This window comes from Clostridioides sp. ZZV14-6153 (genome assembly GCF_020657855.1).
Taxonomy (GTDB): Bacteria; Bacillota; Clostridia; order Peptostreptococcales; family Peptostreptococcaceae; genus Clostridioides.
In genome coordinates this window covers 156,107-173,154 of sequence record NZ_JAGWCZ010000004.1, presented here as the reverse complement: position 1 = coordinate 173,154, position 17,048 = coordinate 156,107, and the positions used below count along the sequence as shown (strand labels likewise).

The window sequence follows — 17,048 nt, the reverse complement described above, 5'->3', positions numbered from 1 at the left end:
AAACTAAAAAAAATATACTTTAATTAAGAGGAGGATTATTATGTTAAAAACAACAAAAATTTCAGACCCAGAGTTATATAAGATTGTAGCTGATGAGTTGGTTAGACAAGAGCATAATATTGAGATGATAGCTTCTGAAAGTACAGCACCAACAGAAGTACTTGAATTAAGTGGATGTGTATTTACAAATAAAACAGAAGAAGGCTATCCAGGGGCTCGTTTTCAGGCAGGCTCTGAAGAAGCAGATAAACTTGAAACTCTAGCAATAAAACGTGCAAAAGAAATATTTGGAGCAGAACATGTAAATGTACAGCCTTACTCAGGTTCCACAGCCAATTATTGTGTATATTCAGCAATATTAAAACCAAATGATACTGTTTTAAGTATGCGTCTTGACCAAGGGGGACACTTAACACATGGTAGTACAGTAAACTTCTTACATGATATTTATAAATATGAATTTTATGGGGTTGATTCAAATACTGGTCGTATAGATTATGATGCTCTTGAAGCGAAGGCAAAAGAGTGTAAACCAAAACTTATAATTGCAGGAGCAAGTTCATATCCAAGGTTGATAGATTATGAAAGAATCTCAAATGTTGCAAAAGAAGTAGGAGCTTATTTTATGGTAGATATGGCTCATGTTGCAGGTTTGGTGGCGGCAAAAGTAATACCTAGTCCTGTACCTTATGCAGATTTTGTTTCTTCATCTACAACAAAAACTTTCTGTGGACCAAGAAGTGGTATTATACTTTGTAAAGCTGAACATGCAAAGAAGCTTGATAAAGGTGTTTTCCCAGGGACATTAGGTTCTATACATCTTAACACAGTTGCAGCAAAAACGTTTTCGCTATTGTATTTAGGGACAGATGAGTTTCGTAAGATAATGGAGCAAGTAGTAGTGAATGCTAAAACTTTGGCAGCTGAACTTATTTCTCATGGATTTAGTATAGTAAGTGGTGGAACTGATAATCATATAGTAATGGTTGATTTAAGAAGTAAAAATTTGACAGGAAAGCAATTTGAAAAGGCTCTTGAATATGTAGGAATAACAGTTAACAAAAATGTTATACCTGATGACCCACAATCACCATTTGTAACTAGTGGTGTTCGTATTGGTCTTACATCAATATCTCAAAGAGGTCTTAAAGAAAAAGAAGTTGTACAAATAGCAGGAATAATGAATAAGGTATCAGAAAATATTGATAATAAAGAAGTATTAGATGAATGTAAAGTAGAAGCTCAGGAACTTATAGCTAAATTCCCATTGTACCCAGAAGGATATTTTGAAGATTAAGTATATTGATTTATATAGCTCATAACCTATAAAGCCTATAACATAAAACCTAATAATATATAACCACTATAAGGTGTTGATTAATCAACACCTTATTTTTTTTGAAAAGTAATATACAAGCTATCATAAGCATATAATTCTCTATAGATAATTAACAAGGGGGATAAAGTTATGAGGTATTATAATAAACCTACCAAAGAAGTCTTAAAATACTTAAAGACAAATCCAGAAGTTGGACTTGCTGATAATGAGGTAGAAGAAAGGAAACTTAGATATGGATTAAATGAATTTACGATAAAAGAAGGACGAACATTTTGGGACGAGTTGGGAGAAAGTCTGACAGAGCCAATGATATTAATTCTCCTGGGGGCAGCAGTAATAAGTTCTTTTGTAGGAGAACTTCATGATGCATTAGGGATTTTAGGGGCTATTTTTATTGGGATTTCCATAGGTATAATAACCGAAGGAAAATCCAAAAAGGCAGCTCATGCCTTATCAAAATTAACAGAAAACATAGAAGTAAAAGCACTTAGAAATGGTAAGATAATTAAAATATCAAAAGACAATTTAGTTCCTGGAGATATTGTATATATAGAAACTGGAGATATGATACCAGCAGATGGGAGACTTATACAGTCTATAAATTTAAAGCTTAGAGAAGATATGCTTACAGGAGAGTCTGATGATGTAGCTAAAAATGCTGATGCCATATTAGATATGGAAGTAGTTTATTCTAAAACAGAAATAATTGAACAAGATACAATACCTGCAAAGCAAATAAATATGGTATTTGGAGGAACTCTTGTAGCATATGGTAGAGGAATAATGGTTGTTACTTGTATTGGTGATAAAACGGAGATGGGCAAGATAGCACAAAATTTATCAAATGAAGAACAGCAAACTCCGTTACAAATTAAATTAGGTAAGTTAGGTGCTAAAATAGCAGGTATATCAGGTGTAATAGCTACATTATTATGTATGTTTATGATTATACAAATGCAAAGAAGAGGTCTGCTAATTTTAGATACAAGCAGTATTTTATCTTTTTTACAATCATTAGAGCCTGCTAAAAATGCATATATGGTTTGTATTGCTTTAATAGTTGCAACAGTACCAGAAGGTTTGCCAACTATGATAAATATTACTTTAGCCATAACAATGCAAAAGATGGCAAAGATAAATGCATTAGTAACAAAGAAAGAAGCCTGTGAAACTATAGGTTCTGTTTCTGTAATATGTTCTGATAAGACTGGCACTTTGACACAAAATAAAATGATGGTAGAAGTAGCTTATATTGATGGTAAATATGTAAGTGGTGGAGAATATAAGAGTAATAGCTATTTTGAAGAAAATTGTATAGTAAACTCAACAGCAGATATAGAAAAAGAAGAAAATTCATTTAAATATATAGGAAGTGCAACAGAGTGTGCATTACTTTTATACCATAATGATAAAGATTATACTGAAATGAGAAAGCAAACTTATTTAATCTCACAAATACCATTTAGCTCAGAAGAAAAGAAAATGTCGACATTAATTCGTCAAGATGACTCAGATATATTGCTTTCAAAAGGAGCTCCAGAAGTATTACTGAAGAAATGTTCTTATGTACAGCAAGGTAAAAATATTGTTCCAATAACTCCAAGAATAGAAAAAAGTATTTTAGATGAAATTAGAAAGTTACAAATTAAATCTATGAGAACCTTAGGGTTTGCCTACAAAAAAATGACTAAATCTCGCACAGAGGTAGCAATAACATCAGAAGGAGAATTGAATTTAATAGGAAATCCAAGAGGCTATGAAAAAGAAGAAAATTTAATTTTTAGCGGATTTGTAGGAATAGTAGACCCACTAAGAGAAGGTGTTAAAGATTCTATTGATAAAGCTTTTAGTGCTGGGGTAGATGTAAAAATGCTTACAGGGGATAACATCAATACAGCTACTGCTATTGGAGATGAGTTAGGGCTATTAAATGATGGAAAAAAAGCTGTCGAAGCTACTTATATAGATGTGCTTACAGATGAAGAATTAAGAAAAGAAATCAAGGGAATATCAATCGTTGCAAGAAGCAAGCCAGATACAAAAATGAGAATAGTTTCAGCACTTCAAAAGAGTGGAGAAGTCGTAGCTGTGACAGGTGATGGTATAAATGATGCTCCTGCACTTAGTCAAGCAGATGTGGGAATTGCAATGGGTATTTCTGGAACAGAAGTTTCTAAAAATGCAGCTGATATAATATTGACTGATGACAGTTTCAGTACCATAGTAGAGGGAATAAAATGGGGAAGAGGTATATATGAAAACTTTCAAAGGTTTATACAGTTCCAGCTTACTGTAAATATAGTAGCATTTATAATTGCTATAATATCTCAACTTACTGGTAAAGATATGCCTTTTACCACAATACAATTATTATGGGTAAACATAATAATGGATGGTCCTCCAGCGTTAGCATTAGGATTAGAGCCTGTTAGAGATTATGTATTGAAAAGAAAACCAATAAATAGACATTCTGGAATAATAGCTAGGTCTATGTCTGTAAATATTATTATAAATGCTATCCTTATGATTACAATTGTATTTACACAATCAGCTTTCAACATATTGGGAGCAACTCCAGAAGAACAAGGTACTGTTATATTTTCCTTATTTGCATTCAGTGCTCTTTTTAATGCATTAAATTGTAGAGAATTTGGATTAAACAGTACAATACCAAATCTATTTAAAAATAAATTAGCATTACAAGTAATAGTTGTGACAGGTGTGATTCAAATAATATTTACCCAAGTATTCCAAAGTTTCTTCAATTCAGTGTCACTAGAGTTTGATATGTGGATAAAGGTAATATTATTTGCATCGACTATTTTATTATCTAATGAGATAGTTAAATTTACATTTAGAATGTTGAAAAATAATAAACTTATTAGGTCATATAAATAGAGTCTTATATTAAAAAAATACAGTATAAATTAAATAAAAACTAGCCTTGGATAGTTAGTAAGGAATACTATCCAAGACTAAGTTAATTATATACTATCTATTTTTGTTTTTTAACTTAGGTATTAATATACATTCAAAACAATTGTTTTCAACATGAGAGAAGTATATTATCATTTATAATAAATTCTTTCAAAAATAATTAGTAACTTTTTATTTAATGAAAAGAAAAAATTATTTTACATATTTCTTTATAAGTCTATATGCTTTTGGTTGAGAAATATTTAGATAGCTTGCTAGTTTATAAGAACTTTTAGTTTTACTATGTACTTTTCTTATAATTTCTCCTTCATACTCAGATAATAATTCATCTAAACTTTTATTACTAAATGATTCAGATGTGTTTCCATCAAAATCTGAATCTATATATGCAAGTGATAAAGGCAGAGAATTTATGTTTTCACTATTAGATGTTATGAGTAAGTTCTGTATCAAGTTTTCTAACTCTCTAATATTGCCTGGAAATCTATAAAGCGAAAGTTTATCTATTAATGACTTAGAGATAGTCTTATTCATATTTAGTTTATGATTGTACTTTTTAAATAGAGTATCTATAAGTAGTGGTAAGTCCTCAATACGTTCTCTAAGTGGTGGGATTTTAATGTTTACAACATTTAACCTATAATATAAATCTTCTCTAAACAGTTTTTCTTTTACAAGACCAAACAAATCCACATTAGTTGCTGAAATGATTCTAATATCAACTTTTTTTTCTTTTACACCACCAACTTGTATAAATTTTTTATCTTGAGCTAATTGGAGGAATTTAGCCTGAAGACCAGGAGGAATATCACCAATTTCATCTAAAAACAAAGTACCGCCATCTGCCAATTCTACAAGTCCAATTTTACCTTTGCTATTAGCACCTGTAAAAGCACCTTTTGTATAACCAAAAAGCTCTGACTCCAATAGTGAAGGGGATATGGTAGTACAGTTTATAGTTATAAAAGGGCCTTCTTTCCTATCACTTTTAGAGTGAATATATCTAGCTAAAGAGGTTTTTCCAGTCCCAGACTCACCTAAAATCAATATATTCACGTTTGAATTTGATATTTGGTCAACTGTTTTAAAAATAGATTTCATAGATTCACTTTTAAAAACAATATCATCAAATATATGTATTGTACTTCTATGGTACATTTCAACTTCATTTTTATACATTTCAATAGTCTTTTTTGAAGCTTCTAATTTGTCTTTTATATTGTTTAATTCTGTTATATCTCTACAATTTTCTATTATATATTCGATATCTCCATTTTCATCAAATAAAGGAGTTGCAGTAATTATCAATTTTATACCAGTTTTAGATTGTTGTTCTAATGATACCGCTTTTTTTGTTCTTATTACTTCTGTTACTGGAGTCTGAAATAAACAACCTTTTTCTTGTATATACATAACACTTTTACCTAAAACTTCATCTCTTGTTAACCCATAGTTGTTCTCAAATGATTTATTACAGTATAATGTTATTCCGTTTTTGTCACAAACTGATATCTCATCGTGTGAAAATTCTAAAATATTTTCAAAAAAATCTTTTGGATATTTCATTTTGACCTCCTCCAAATAATTAAAAATTTATAAAAAAGCATAATTTAAATTAGAAATGAATTAAAACTTGTAGAATATAAACAATAATAATTCAAAAATGAATTAAATAAGATGTAATATAATTCAAAAATAAATTATGTAAATTATAGTGTGATTCAAAAATGAATTATATAAATTATTACATAATTCAATTATGAATTGATTATATTGCTTTTTAGAAGAATAAGCAAATTTTATTTATCAGTTAAGCTTGAAAATAATAATTATAGAGTTTTCAATGTTGGCATTATAATTGCTTAAATTATATAAAGAGAAATAGTTTAAGGGGGAATTTGCATGAAAAAAGGATATATTTTAATTGGTTGTGCTGGATCATTGTTTGCAACAACTGGATTATTTTCAAGTAATCTAATAGCGAGAGGGCTTACAGTAGAACAAATTACTTTTACAAGAGCTTTTATAGGATTTCTAGTGATATCTATATACAGTGTATTAAAAAAACCAGAAGTTTTTAAAACAAGTAAAAAAGTGATAGGGCTTTCAATATTAAGTGGAATAATATGCCAGGTAGCTTTTAATGTTTGTTACTTTAAAGCTATAAGTAGTGTAGGAATATCTATAGCTGCAGTCCTGCTTTACACTTCACCTCTATTTGTAGCATTATTTTCAAATATAGTATATAAAGAAAATATCAACAAGATGAAAAGGTTATCAATACTATTATGTTTTATAGGTGCTATAGTTGCAGTTTTAGGTGGAAGATTTGAATTTGCAGAAATAAATGTATTTGGATTCTTATTAGGTTTGGGGGCATCATTAACATATGCATGCATGCCTATAATAAATAAAGGAGCGCTAAAAGAATGCTCTAGCTTTACAATAATAATTTATGGATTCCTATTTGGTTCAATATTTATAACACCAATAGCAAAACCATGGTTAATAATATCTCATGTAACTGATATTAGTACTTTAATATTAATTATAGGAATAGGAGTTTTCCCAGCAGCACTTGCATACATATGTTATGTTGGTGGAATAGAAATGGGTATAGAACTTTCAGTTGCAGGAGTTGTAAGTTCTATAGAGTTAGTAATATCTGTTTTGATAGGATGGTTTATATTAGGAGAAGCATTCTCTTTTATAAAATTAATAGGTGTACTAATAATGATTGTATCTGCCTTAGTAGCTACTAAAGCACCAACTAAAATGCCTACTAATAAAAGTAAGAAAAATTATAGAAGTGAATGTTCAATAATGAATGAATGTTCAACCGTGAATAAGTAAAAGATTAATCTTTAAGAAAATTTTGCTAGGATAGAGTAAATTTCAGGAATTTTATATTTAAATTGTGTTATCATAAATAGTGATATAAAAATTTAGACTTGTGCATAAAATATGAAACAAGGAGGTAGTTTCGTGTTTTCAAAAATCCTAGTTAAAACATTTATTAAAGATAGTGAAAATGTCCAAAGTGCAAGTGTTAGAAACAAGTATGGTTATGTAGCAGGAATAGTAGGTATAATATCTAATTTAGTTTTATTTATAGTAAAGGTATCTATAGGTATGCTTACATCAAGTATAGCTATAATGGCAGATGCATTTAATAATCTTTCGGATATGGCATCTTCAGCAATAACTATGATAGGGTTTAAACTAGCAAGTAAACCAGCTGACAAAGAACATCCTTTTGGACATGGTAGAATAGAATATCTATCAGCATTGATAGTAGCATTTATGGTTATGTTGGTTGGACTTCAATTTGTGAAATCGTCTATAGAAAGAATAACAAATCCAGTTCCTATAAAGTTTGAATTAGTGCCACTTATACTTTTAATTGCATCTATAATGGTTAAAATATGGTTGAGCCGTTTTAATAAATTTATGGGAAATAAAATTAATTCATCAGCATTAAAAGCAGTGTCATTAGATGCTTTGGGAGATGTATTTACATCAAGCTGTGTAGTTATATCTTTTATTTTGGCGAGATTTACTAATTTGCCCATAGATGGATATGTAGGTATTGTAGTATCATTAGTAATACTTTATGCGGGATTTTCTCTTGTAAAAGATACTATAAATCCTCTTCTTGGAGAAGCTCCAGATGAAGAAATGGTCAAATCTATTTTAGAATTATTATTATCTTATGAACATATAATAGGTACACATGATTTAATAATCCATAATTATGGAGTTGGAAGATGTATTGCATCTATACATGCAGAAATTCCGTCGAATATAGATATAATGGAAATTCATGAAATTATAGATACTGCTGAGAGAGAAATATCTGAAAAGTTGGATATATATTTGGTAATTCATATGGACCCTATATGTCTTGATGATGAAGAAGTTATATCAGCAAAAAGAGAACTTGAAGAAATACTTAAGAAAAATAGTCTTATAAAATCTATGCATGATTTTAGGATAGTTGGAAAAGGAAGTAAGAAAAATTTAGTATTTGATATAGTAGTTAATCCTTCTGAATTCTCCAAAGGTATGTCAGAAGAAGATTTAAAAGAAGATATAACAAAACTAGTTAAGGAGATGAATCCTGAATATAATTGTGTCATTGTTGTAGATAAAGATTTCATTTAATGATGATTAAAAAATAAAGGGAAAAAATGTAAAAAATATAGACAATAAAATATAGACATAATATAATAGATATATAACTATATTTAATTTGAATATAATAATTTTTAATTATTTTTATAAAAAAATTATAGAGACGTTGAAGTATATCCTATTACTGGGCACCTTATGGATATACAGAGTCAGTGGTGCAACCGGCTATGAATATAAATTTTATTTATTTCATAGCTTTTTTTGTATAGTTTTTTGATAAAAGAAATTAAATTATATTATGTATTTATAGAACTTTACAAAAGTGCGAATAGATTAGAGGGGAGCAATCTATATGAGGAAAGGAAATAAGAAGGCATTATTAATCAGTTTAATTATGATTTTAAGTATGATAGTTACTACAATATATCCAGCTGTATCTTATGCGTCAGAATTAGAAGGAAGTGGGTCTATCCAAAGTAATTCAAATAATTCACCAACTGGAGATGGAAAACAAGAAGAAAATAAGAAGCCAGAACAGACTCCAGGAGGAGACAAACAAGAAGAAAATAAGAAACCAGAACAGACTCCAGAAGGAGATAAACAAGAAGAAAATAAGAAGCCAGAACAAGCTCCAGAAGGAGATAAACAAGAAGAAGATAAAAAACCAGAACAGACTCCAGAAGGAGATAAACAAGAAGAAAATAAAAAGCCAGAACAAACTCCAGAAGGAGATAAACAAGAAGAAAATAAGAAGCCACAACAAACTCCAATAGAGGATGAAAATTTACTTAAAACTTTAGAAGAAGAACTTAATGAAGAGAATGAAGAGTATGGATTTGTTGTAAAAATTAATAATAATACAATAGAAACAGAGTCAATGAAAAAAATTACATTTAAATTAACTTATACTCCAACATCAAAAGGGATACAAGCAGGTGACTCAATAACTTTTAAGGTTCCAGATGTGTTTAATAAAGTTAATTTAGATTATACAAGTGAATGTTTTGATAAAACAGAGAGTAATGGAGAGTATACACTTACATTTAGAGAATTACCCAATGGTCAAAGTGTAATGCAAGGAAAAATTGGATTAGAAGCATATGTGAATAAAGTTGATGAAGAGACAAGTGCAAAAATTCATATTGAAACTACTGGAAAGATAGAAAGTGGAAGTGGAGATGTAGATATAGAAATAAAGCCTGGCGATAAAGAAGACATTGAAGAAGCTAAAGGAACACTTAAAAAGCTTGTTGAAGGAAGAGAGTCAACTACTGTATTTATGCCAGTTAAAAATAAAGATGTAAATTATAGTATACAAGTAAATGAAAAAGAGGAAGAATTAAAAGACATTACTTTATATGATGAGCTTCCTGAAGGAATGACATTAATAAAAGATTCTGTAAGTGTAGTGGCAAGCAATGGAAAAGAAGTAAGTGATTTTAATATTGAACAAGGTGAAAATTCTATTTCAGTTAATTTTGGAGACATAGACAAAGCGTATACTGTTAAGTATAAGGCTAGAATTAGTGATGAAAATGCGAAACATGGTAACAAATATAAGAATATAGCTAGATTAGAATCTGCTGGTAAGAAATTGCAAGAAGATGATGCTACTGTAAGTGTATTTGATAGGGGAAATGATTATCTTTTGACTAAGGGACATTCAGGAGCAACAAATATTACTCAAGTAGGTCAAGTAATCAACTATCAAATTTCAATAAATGATGACAAATCACCAATAAGTAATGTGGTTATAACAGATAATATACCAGAAGGTATGAGATTAACTACTGCTGGAGAAGCTGGGCATGATTTTAGAGTTGTAGAAGTTCCAATGAATGGTGGCTGGACTCCTTGGAGTAAAGAAAAAATTGCAAATAATATTTCATATAAAACAGAAGAAAAAAGAAATGAAAGTGGTCAAGTAGAAAAAGTTATAACTGGATTTACAATTAATCTTAGTGAAGAAGAAGTTGAATCAAAGTTTTTTATAGCATATACATTAAAAGTTATTAGTATTGAAGATAGTTATACAAATAGAGCTGTTCTTGATGCAAATAATAGTCAAGTAGATAAAAGAGACGAGATAAGTTTTAAGAAGAACTCTGGATTAATAAGTGCCAAAAAAGAGGTTGATAAAAAGGTATTAGATGGCAATGATAACCAAATAGTTAAGTATAAAATAAACATGTCAACCTATGGTGTTTATGATGCAGGGCAAGTAAATATTTTAGATGAAGTAAATCCAGTATTAAAAATATCTAATATAAAATACTCTGATAATCTTGAACTTAAAAAAGAAGCTGGAGATGAGAAAAATACTATAAGATTAGTAAATAAATATGAATTTAAGCAGATAAAAGAAGGTGAACCTGTACAAGGTTGGGTTACATTTGATGCAGATTTTACAGATGTAAAAGTAGGAGAGACTATACAAAATGTAGCTCAGATTAATGGTTCAAGTCCTCCTGGAGTAGAAACTACTAAACAAGGGTATGCTTTTGAAGCTAAAAAAGTAGACAGTTCAGATAAAAGTGCTCTTGAAGGTGCAAAGTTTAATTTGGAAAATACATTTGGAATAGTAGTAGTTAAGGATTTAGTTAGTAATGAAGATGGTATAATTGAATCTAGTGTCAAAAATCCAGGAACATATTATTTAGTGGAGACCATGGCTCCAAGTGGATATGAAAAATTAAAGGATAAAATAAAGGTGGAAATTGATAGAAAAAATATTGGTAAAATTGTGGATATTGGAAATATAGAAAATGTAAAACAAGAAAATATTCCAGTAAATCCACCAGTACCACCAGATACAGATGAACCAACAGTAAATCCACCAGTGCCACCAAGTACAGATAAGCCAAGTAAACCATCAAGACCATCTGATACAGAGGAAGCAACAATAAATCCACCAGTACCACCATCAGAAAATGTGGTAAATCCACCAATACCAGAGGTAGTAAATCCATCAATACCACCATCAGAAGATGCAATAGAAAAGCCTGTTAAACAAATTGTTCCAATACCAGAGGTAGTAAACCCACCAGTGCCACAGGAAAAGAATAATACAGGAAAAGATAATACTGTAGTAAATCCACCAGTGCCACCAAAGACAGGGGATAGTACTACAATTACTGTAGAAATACTTTTGGGGTTAGGAGCTATTGTAGGACTTATTATATTGAGAAGAAAGAAAAATATCAATTAGACCCTAACATTATAAAAATATAAGTAATATTAAAAAATATCTTCTAAAACAATATTATTAAGTGCGAATATTGTTAGAAGATATTTTTTTTTGGAGTATTATGTAAAAAAATAATCGTTTTTTAGAAAAAAAATCCAGAAAACTATAGACAAAGAGAAGGATATAAGATATAATATAAATATAAAATTAAATGAGGCAAAACTAGGGAAACCTAGTCACGCAAAGCTATAGGGGCTAAAGTTTAAGTAAACTATGCCAGCCAGTTGCCGAAAAGAGTAAAAATTTCTTTTTGTATATACAAAGATACTCTTGGGTATCTTTTTTATTTTGAAATTTATTACTCCCGGCCTAACTCAAAGGAGGGAATAATATGAAAACAAGTAAAAAATTATTAATCGCTATAATATCAATATTCTTAATAAGTTCAGTTCCAGTAAGTGCACATGCAGATAGTGCAACTTTACAAAACAATAAAGAAACACTTAGTCAAATAGTGGTTCTTCCAAGTGGAAATTACGATAAAAATGAAGCTAATGCTATGATAAATAGACTTGCAAATATAGATGGAAAATATCTAAATGTATTAAAACAAGATAACTTAAAAATAAAATTATTAAGTGGAAAATTAACAGATGAAAAAGAATATGCTTATTTAAAAGGTGTAGTTCCTAAGGGATGGGAAAATACTGGTAAAACTTGGGATGATGTTCCTGGTTTAGGTGGAAGTACAGTAGCTCTTAGAATAGGATTTAGTAACAAAGGTAAAGGTCATGATGCAATAAACTTAGAATTACATGAAACAGCACATGCAGTAGACCATCTTGCATTGAATGATATTTCTAAATCAGCACAATTTAAACAAATATTTGCTAAAGAAGGACGTTCTTTAGGAAATGTAAATTATTTAGGTGTATATCCAGAAGAATTCTTTGCTGAAGCATTTGCATATTACTACTTAAATCAAGACACAAATAGTAAATTAAAAGCAGCTTGTCCACAAACTTATAGCTTTTTACAAAACTTAGTAAAATAAAAAATTTATATAAAAACATTAAGGGGCTGTCTCAAAATAGAGATAAGCCTCTTTTTCATTGTTGAAATGATAAAAATATATTTGATTTCATACAAAAAGAGTGCCTCATGAACTAAAAAGTTCATTTTGAGACACAACCTTTTATATTGTGTGTAAAACTAATCAATTTAATCTTATGTATATTTTTTATGTGATGATTTATTGCTGACTTTTATATAATGACTCAATATGTTTATTATGAGCTTGAGTCATTATTGTAGGTATAATAGAAACTATTGAACCAATCACTATCAATAGAATTCCTATAATCATATTAGTAGGAATAAATTCTTTAAGAATTAGTAATGCCAGTATTGGAGATATTACAGGCTTAAAGAAAAATACTAAAGATGTAAGGCTAGTAGATGTAGCTTCCATTGCCATAAAATAAAGTGCATAACCAACACCTGTAACAAATACAAATACGTAAATCATAGTAGGTATGTTGTGTAAGGTATAACCACTAAAAATAGGTATATTTGCAAATACATGGAGCCCATTTTTATTTAACATATTTGATATAAAATTAATCTTAGTAAGTAGAACTAATACAAGCATTTCTAAACTACCTAATATAAAACTGAAACAAGTCACAACTATTCCACCAAATTTTAATGTTTTTCTTTTACCAAAAACAGTGTACATTGAAAAAATAATGGCAGAAGATAGTGTTAAGAATATACCACTAAAAGTTAATCTTGTATGCAGTGGATTTATAATAATTATAATTCCAAGTACTTCTAATATAAGTGAAATTATATTGTGCCTATAGATTTTTTCCTTTAGAATTAAATAAGCTAGAAGCATCACAAATACTGGATTACAACTAAATAAGACAGCAACTACAGATGCTTTTGTGTTTAGTACAGCTAACTGGTACAATGACATACTTACTACAACACACATAAAACCTAAAAAAGCAAAGTATTTTAAATCTGATTTTGTAATAGAAATACTAAGGGATTTTAATCTTTTTATAGCAAAAGGTAGTAAGACTAATCCACCAACAAAAAATCTTGATAAAGTTATTTGTATGGGATTAAAGTCATTAGTAACAGTTTTTAGACTAATTTCCATTGAACTAAAAAATATGGTAGTTAGTATTATATAAACATAACCTTTTTTCAAATCAAACACCTCCTTGTAATTTATATTAGTACTATAAACTACAATATTCAAGTACATTGGTATAAAATGGTATATAAACATAAGATATAAAATTATAAGCTACCTTAATATAGAATATAAAATTCTACACTAAGGTAGCTAATTATTTGTAATTATATTTATTTAATTATTTTAAATTGTACAATTTAGCTAATTTTTCAAATGCTGGTAGGGAACTCTTAACCTTATCATAAGATACACAATATGATACTCTAAAGTGTCCTGGGCAACCAAAAGAAGAGCCTGGAACTAATAGTAAATTAAATTGTTTAGCATCAGCACAGAATTTTTTATCATCTTCAATTGGAGCTTTTGGGAATAAATAGAATGTACCACTAGGTTTAACACAAGAAAATCCCATTTCTATTAAGCTATTATATAAAAGGTCAAAGTTCTTCTTGTAAATATTTACATCAACTTCTGCATCTAAGCTTCTTGCAATAACTCTTTGAAAAAGAGAAGGAGCATTTACAAATCCAAGTATTCTATTTGCAACATTTAATGAAGACATAACATCATCAAAATCATCCATTTCTCCATTAGCCACAATATATCCTATACGTTCACCAGGTAGAGACAATGATTTACTATAAGAGTATCCTATAAATGAATTTTTATAGTATTTTAATATACAAGGAACTTTAGCACCATCATAAATTATTTCTCTATATGGTTCATCAGAAATTAAATATATATTTGTATTAAATTCTTTTTGTTTTGTGTCTAGTAACTCTCCAAGATTTTTTAGCAATTCTTCAGAATAAATAACACCAGTAGGATTGTTTGGAGTGTTTATTATTAGAGCTCTTGTCTTTGGAGTAATAGCATTTTTTAGAGCATCTAAATCTGGTTCAAAAGTTTCTATATTTGTAGGGACTTCTATTAACTTTCCATCATAGTTTTCTGTATAATTTTTATACTCACCAAAATATGGTGCAAAAGCAATAACTTCATCATCAGGATTTAAAAGAGTTTTCAAAATAATATTTAGACCACCAGCAGCACCACAAGTCATAATTAAGTTATCTCTTGTAAGGTTTAATCCATCTTTCTTATTTATGTGCTTGGCAATAGCATCTCTTACATCTTCGTATCCTGAGTTGTTCATATATCCATGAACTAGATTTGGAGATTCTTCATTTAAAATATCGCTTATAACTGCTTTAATAGTTTCTGGAGGCTCAACACTTGGATTTCCTATACTAAAATCAAAAACATTTTCTTCTCCGTACATATCGGATAGTTTTTTTCCCTCTTCAAACATGGCTCTTATAACAGAGCTGTTTGCAACTAAAATTTGCATTTTATTAGATATCATATGTAACACTCCCTTTTATAGATTTATATTGCTTATGTATATATTACCATATTTTTACTGAATTTAGACAATTTTCGAAAAATTTCTTGTTTGAAAATATAAACTTTTATATAAAATATATTTATGTATGATGTATATAAAAAATTACAAATTCTAACTAAACCACAATTATATTTTATGATAATTTTATAAGGGAGTATAAAATTATACAGTTATAAGGCAAAATATTCTTGACTGTATCAAGGATTTAATATAATATAGTTGATATAGTCAAATATATTGCATTAGAATTATAGAGGGGAAATTAAGAATGGATTTTAAAAAGTTACAGCATGAGAGTTTGTCGTATATTATTTGTTATCTTCAAAGGAACTTTAAACTTTATTGTGAAAAATGTCTAAAGCCATATAAGCTTACGAATGGTTTATATTTTTATTTAATTTATATCAACAAGAATAGGAATTGTTCTTTGAATGATGTCTCTACAGAATTCGAGGTGGATAAAGCTCATACTACAAGAACTATATCTAGATTAGAACAAGATGGTTACATAGAAAAGATTCAAAATCCTAATGATAGTAGAGCTTTTCAATTGAGAGTAACAGATAAGGGTGAAGAAGTACTAGGAGATATAAAAAACATATTTTCAAAATGGGATAGTAATATAAAAAAAGAGTTTTTGGATGAAGGATACAAAGACCTAGTAAAAAAATTACATACAGTAAAAGATATAAAGGCAACAGTGGAGGAAGAATAGGATGTATTGCAACTTATTAAAGTCAATTAAAATCGGAAATTTAGAATTAAAAAATAGAGTATCTTTTGCACCTACAAGTATGGGTCTTAATTTGGAAGAACGAATTGACAAGTTTTGTAAAATTGCTAAATCAGGTGTAGCTTTGATTACGATAGGAGATGTATCTGTTAGACCTAGTTTTCATAAAATGGCTCTAAGCTTATCAAATGAAGATGGAATTAGAGAGTACAAAAAAATTGTAGATGCAATACATGATTCAGGGGCGAAAGTTTCAGCACAAATATTTTGTTCAGATTATGACATGAATTTAATCAGAAATACCATGAAATTGGGAATTACTTCACATGATGAAATAAAAAAAATTATGGATGATGGAGTAAATGATTATGTAACAAATATGCCAAAAGAGGAAATAAAAAATATTATAGAGATGTTTAGGGTAACAACATTAAATGCAAAAAAAGCAGGATTTGATATGATTCAAATTCATGGAGATAGACTTATAGGAAGCTTTTCATCCAGTATATACAATAATAGAACTGATGAATATGGTGGAAGCTATGATAATAGAAGTAGATTTGCAAGTGAAATAATTAGTAGTATTCGTAATGACATGAAGGATATTCCAATAGATTATAAGCTTGCAGTTAGACAAGAAAATCCTCATTATGGTAATGCAGGAGTTTTATTTTCTGAAGTGGAGCATTTTGTAAAAAAATTTGAATCACTTGGTGTAAATAGTTTTCATGTAACATTAGCAAATCATTCCAAACTAGAAGACACCATACCAGTCAATAATCATCCTTATTTTAAAGATGAAGGATGCTTTTTGTGTTTAGCTGATGAAGTTAAAAAACACACAACTCTTCCAGTTTGTGGTGTTGGTAAGCTATCTAGTCCAGACTTCATAGAAAATGTTATATCAAATAACAGAGTAGATATGGTTGCTATGTCTAGACAACTATTGGCAGACAGTGATTGGTTGCAGAAAGTAAGAGAAGGAAGAGTAGATGATATTAAGAAGTGTTGCTACTGCAATAAAAAATGTGTAGATGCATTGCAGACACATTCTCAATTTGGTTGTATATTAGATTAATAAAATCTTATAGTGATTAA

General features: G+C 29.1%; 11 protein-coding genes and 2 riboswitches. Of the genes, 8 read left to right on the top strand and 3 right to left on the bottom strand.

Going from position 1 to position 17,048, the window contains the following annotated elements:
• Positions 1-40: 40 nt before the first annotated feature.
• Positions 41-1,297, top strand: coding sequence for a serine hydroxymethyltransferase (gene glyA, locus KGF46_RS07510; protein WP_227850222.1), 1,257 nt, complete (start codon positions 41-43; stop codon positions 1,295-1,297).
• Between the two features lie 171 nt (positions 1,298-1,468).
• Positions 1,469-4,237 carry a calcium-translocating P-type ATPase, PMCA-type gene (locus KGF46_RS07505; RefSeq protein WP_227827614.1) on the top strand — a complete coding sequence of 923 codons (2,769 nt, stop codon included), beginning with the start codon at positions 1,469-1,471 and terminating at the stop codon, positions 4,235-4,237.
• Between the two features lie 231 nt (positions 4,238-4,468).
• Here the strand turns inward: KGF46_RS07505 and KGF46_RS07500 are convergent, their stop codons facing one another.
• Entirely contained in the window at positions 4,469-5,842 is a 1,374-nt protein-coding gene (locus KGF46_RS07500) for a sigma-54 interaction domain-containing protein (protein ID WP_227827613.1), read from the bottom strand.
• A 336-nt stretch (positions 5,843-6,178) separates the two neighbouring features.
• Between KGF46_RS07500 and KGF46_RS07495 the strand changes: the two genes are divergently transcribed.
• The 4 genes from KGF46_RS07495 to KGF46_RS07480 all read left to right on the top strand — a co-directional run bounded on the left by KGF46_RS07495 (position 6,179) and on the right by KGF46_RS07480 (position 12,651).
• On the top strand, positions 6,179-7,129 hold the full coding sequence (locus KGF46_RS07495; RefSeq protein ID WP_227861060.1) for a DMT family transporter: 951 nt from the start codon (positions 6,179-6,181) through the stop codon (positions 7,127-7,129).
• A 132-nt stretch (positions 7,130-7,261) separates the two neighbouring features.
• The gene (locus KGF46_RS07490) at positions 7,262-8,440 is read left to right on the top strand and encodes a cation diffusion facilitator family transporter (RefSeq protein WP_227827611.1); all 1,179 of its coding nucleotides are present in this window, start codon (positions 7,262-7,264) and stop codon (positions 8,438-8,440) included.
• Positions 8,441-8,560: 120 nt separating this feature from the next.
• Positions 8,561-8,646: riboswitch (cyclic di-GMP riboswitch) on the top strand.
• Between the two features lie 116 nt (positions 8,647-8,762).
• A complete protein-coding gene (locus KGF46_RS07485) occupies positions 8,763-11,618 on the top strand; it encodes an SrtB-anchored collagen-binding adhesin (protein WP_227861908.1) in 2,856 nt (951 codons plus the stop codon).
• A 184-nt stretch (positions 11,619-11,802) separates the two neighbouring features.
• A riboswitch (cyclic di-GMP riboswitch) is annotated at positions 11,803-11,889 on the top strand.
• A gap of 99 nt (positions 11,890-11,988) precedes the next feature.
• Positions 11,989-12,651, top strand: a complete 663-nt coding sequence (locus tag KGF46_RS07480; protein WP_227827609.1) for an anthrax toxin lethal factor-related metalloendopeptidase — start codon at positions 11,989-11,991, stop codon at positions 12,649-12,651.
• A 198-nt stretch (positions 12,652-12,849) separates the two neighbouring features.
• Here the strand turns inward: KGF46_RS07480 and KGF46_RS07475 are convergent, their stop codons facing one another.
• On the bottom strand, positions 12,850-13,818 hold the full coding sequence (locus KGF46_RS07475; protein ID WP_227827608.1) for a DMT family transporter: 969 nt from the start codon (positions 13,816-13,818) through the stop codon (positions 12,850-12,852).
• A gap of 166 nt (positions 13,819-13,984) precedes the next feature.
• Entirely contained in the window at positions 13,985-15,175 is a 1,191-nt protein-coding gene (locus KGF46_RS07470; RefSeq protein WP_227827607.1) for a pyridoxal phosphate-dependent aminotransferase, read from the bottom strand.
• Between the two features lie 310 nt (positions 15,176-15,485).
• On the opposite strand from KGF46_RS07470, the gene bilQ reads away from it, so the two are divergent.
• Together bilQ and bilR are read left to right on the top strand one after the other, a co-directional pair.
• Positions 15,486-15,932: a bilirubin utilization transcriptional regulator BilQ gene (gene bilQ / locus KGF46_RS07465; protein WP_227827606.1), complete on the top strand. Its 447-nt coding sequence runs from the start codon at positions 15,486-15,488 to the stop codon at positions 15,930-15,932.
• 1 nt (position 15,933) lies between these two features.
• Positions 15,934-17,028 carry a bilirubin reductase gene (gene bilR, locus KGF46_RS07460; protein WP_227861907.1) on the top strand — a complete coding sequence of 365 codons (1,095 nt, stop codon included), beginning with the start codon at positions 15,934-15,936 and terminating at the stop codon, positions 17,026-17,028.
• Positions 17,029-17,048: the final 20 nt, after the last annotated feature.

Coding starts and splice junctions, on each gene's coding strand:
- bilQ (WP_227827606.1), top strand. CDS start 15,486: ATGGATTTTAAAAAGTTACAGCATGAGAGTTTGTCGTATATTATTTGT.
- glyA (WP_227850222.1), top strand. CDS start 41: ATGTTAAAAACAACAAAAATTTCAGACCCAGAGTTATATAAGATTGTA.
- KGF46_RS07500 (WP_227827613.1), bottom strand. CDS start 5,842: ATGAAATATCCAAAAGATTTTTTTGAAAATATTTTAGAATTTTCACAC.
- KGF46_RS07505 (WP_227827614.1), top strand. CDS start 1,469: ATGAGGTATTATAATAAACCTACCAAAGAAGTCTTAAAATACTTAAAG.
- KGF46_RS07480 (WP_227827609.1), top strand. CDS start 11,989: ATGAAAACAAGTAAAAAATTATTAATCGCTATAATATCAATATTCTTA.
- KGF46_RS07485 (WP_227861908.1), top strand. CDS start 8,763: ATGAGGAAAGGAAATAAGAAGGCATTATTAATCAGTTTAATTATGATT.
- bilR (WP_227861907.1), top strand. CDS start 15,934: ATGTATTGCAACTTATTAAAGTCAATTAAAATCGGAAATTTAGAATTA.
- KGF46_RS07495 (WP_227861060.1), top strand. CDS start 6,179: ATGAAAAAAGGATATATTTTAATTGGTTGTGCTGGATCATTGTTTGCA.
- KGF46_RS07470 (WP_227827607.1), bottom strand. CDS start 15,175: ATGATATCTAATAAAATGCAAATTTTAGTTGCAAACAGCTCTGTTATA.